This window comes from Blastomonas sp. UPD001 (assembly GCF_003426715.1).
GTDB lineage: Bacteria > Pseudomonadota > Alphaproteobacteria > Sphingomonadales > Sphingomonadaceae > Blastomonas.
Map to the genome: position 1 here is coordinate 258,734 of NZ_QKVT01000001.1, position 2,392 is coordinate 261,125.

The 2,392-nt window shown below is 66.3% G+C and carries 2 protein-coding genes and 1 tRNA gene; all 3 read right to left on the reverse strand.

From position 1 onward, the window contains the following. A partial coding sequence (locus DM995_RS01265) for a DUF885 family protein (RefSeq protein ID WP_232823967.1) occupies nucleotides 1-751 on the reverse strand: 751 nt, incomplete at its 3' end. A gap of 160 nt (nucleotides 752-911) precedes the next feature. Next, nucleotides 912-1,802, reverse strand: coding sequence for a cobalamin B12-binding domain-containing protein (locus DM995_RS01270; RefSeq protein ID WP_116968237.1), 891 nt, complete (start codon nucleotides 1,800-1,802; stop codon nucleotides 912-914). 296 nt (nucleotides 1,803-2,098) lie between these two features. Beyond that, nucleotides 2,099-2,174 (reverse strand) — tRNA-Lys (locus tag DM995_RS01275). Between the last annotated feature and the right edge of the window lie 218 nt (nucleotides 2,175-2,392).

The window sequence follows — 2,392 nt, forward strand, 5'->3', positions numbered from 1 at the left end:
GCGCCTCGGCCAGGTGCTTGTCCGCATCGGCGCGCGGCAGCTTGCCTGCGCTCACCAGTGCCTCGGTCTTGGCCTTCACGTCGGCCCAGAGCGCGGCATCGGGACCGTCGCCGAACGGCGCGCCGCTGGTCAGCTTCTCGCTGCCCGCGATGATCGTCTCGATCTGGAATTTCGGTGCGCGGATGCCCGCTGCCTCGCTCGCCCTGGTCCGCTCGATCGCCACGTCGAGCACCGCAGGCATGCCCTTGATCCGCGCGACATAGTTCTTGAGGTCGGTCTCGTCCGCGATCGTGTGCGTGTTGATCAGGAAATCGGGCAGCTGGCTGTGCGCCGAATAGAGCCGCGAATAGAAGGGCGGGCGATAGATGCGATTGTCATGCTGCATGGCCGCGCGCTCGGCCTCGAGCGCCCAGATATCGTAGTTGACCTGCGCCTCGGGGCTGAGCTTTGCCCGATCGAACTTTGCCTTCATCCGCGCGACGCTGTCCTGCCGCCATTTGAGCTGCGCTGCGGCGGCGGCTTCGCTCGGGTCGTTCCACTTGTCGCCGCCGTCCTTGCGGCCGAGCCGCGTCGCCAGTTGCGGCTGCATCTTCACCCACTGCTCGAACTCGGCATCGAGAAAGGCGGTCAGCGCGGCATCCTGCGTGGCGGCGGCCTGTTGCGCCGCTGCGCCGACGGCCGTGACGGTGAAAACGGGAAGCGAGAGCGCAAGCGCGAGGCTGCAGGCGGCGGTACGGAGCACAGGTTTCATCATGATTCCCCTTGGTTTGGCGCGGACCATAAGTGCATGATCGCAAAGGGGGAAGCCCGTCTTCGACGAACGGTATACGAATGTTGCGCGCGGTCATGGCCAGGCTCCGACGCCGCAACGGGGCGTGGCGCGGCCTGCGGTGCAGCGTTGCGACCGCGGCTCAGTTCAGATGGGCAGATGCGGCGTCCGAAAGCTTTTGCGCCACCAGCACGGCGGTCGGCGCGCTGGGCGCCGTCGCGTCGGCACCGACCGCGGCGACCAGCGATGGGTCCTCGGCAAATAGCGGCCCACCGACCATGATGCCGATATGCGGGTTCTGCGAACGCTTGCGGATCAGGCCGATGGTTTCGGCAAGGCTGTCGATCATCTGGGTCGAGCCGGCGGTCAGCCCGGCGACCGCGAACCAGCGCGTCCTTGCGGCCTCGGCGATCTCGTCGGCGCATGCCGCCGTCTCGGTCTGCACCTTCCAGCCCGCAGCTTGCAGGAAACGCTCGACCATCGTGACCCCGAAATAATGCTGGTCGCCCGGCGTCATGGCCATCAGGACGGTGCGCCGCATGTCCAGCGAGTCGCAATTATGGGTGTTGTTGAACGCGGCGAGCAGCTTTTGCAGGCGCGCGACGCCGAGCGTCACATCGATGAAGTCGCAGGCGTCATTGTCCCACATCTCGCCCAGATGCCGGGCTGTCGGCTCGAGCAGTTCGATGAACAGCGTTTCCATCGAGAGCCCACGATCGCGCAGCACGATTACATAGCGCACCGCGGCCTCGAGATCGTCACCCAGAACGATGTCGGCAAGCCCCACTATGTCGGCGCGATCGGACGCCAGCGCCGCGATCACCGCATCCACGCACGGCGCATCGGGGACGATCTCGTCGTGCAGACGCAGCAGCTGCGGGATCACCTTGTCCGACACCAGATGCGCAAGCTGGCTCTGGCGCAGCGCAAGATCGCCGCGGCGGTAAATGTCCGGTGCGACGAAATGGGTCTCCAGCTGGCGCAAGCTGCGCTGATCGATCCGCGGGATCGGTGCCTGCTCGCCTCGCCCCATCGCCCCCTCCTGTGCGTTCACGCTTCCGGAATCTTATGGCCGAACAACATCATAGGCTGGGGGGATTGTCGAGAACTTCGTGCTGGTGGTGCGAACCACAATCGTTGGCGGGCGCTGTCGGACGGCTGCCGGGGCCTTTTTTGTGTCGGCGATGGCGGGTGCGATGCCTGCACCGGTCACCGCGATCCGGCCTTTTCAAGCCGCTCGTGCCCGTTCGGCACCGGCTCGCCATGATGCGACCCATCGGGCAGAGACGATGGTGCGGCAGGGACGCCAAGCGGCGGAACTGATGGAAATGGTGAGCCCTGCTGGGTTCGAACCAGCGACCTACTGATTAAAAGTCAGTTGCTCTACCGACTGAGCTAAGGGCCCCCTGGGGGTGGCGTGAGGTCTGCGCCATCGGTGGCCGGGCGGACCCGGGTGCGGGCATCCCCCTAGTCGGGCAGACCCATCGGGTCAACCCCGTGCCGCGCGATGGCACAGCTGCGCGACGCTGAGTCCGGTGAGAGGGTCGCGCCAGTTCGGTGCGATCGTGGCCGCCGGGCGCAGCACGAAATCGCGGGTGCGATAGGCGGGGTGCGGAACGATCA

Coding starts and splice junctions, on each gene's coding strand:
- DM995_RS01270 (WP_116968237.1), bottom strand. CDS start 1,802: ATGGGGCGAGGCGAGCAGGCACCGATCCCGCGGATCGATCAGCGCAGC.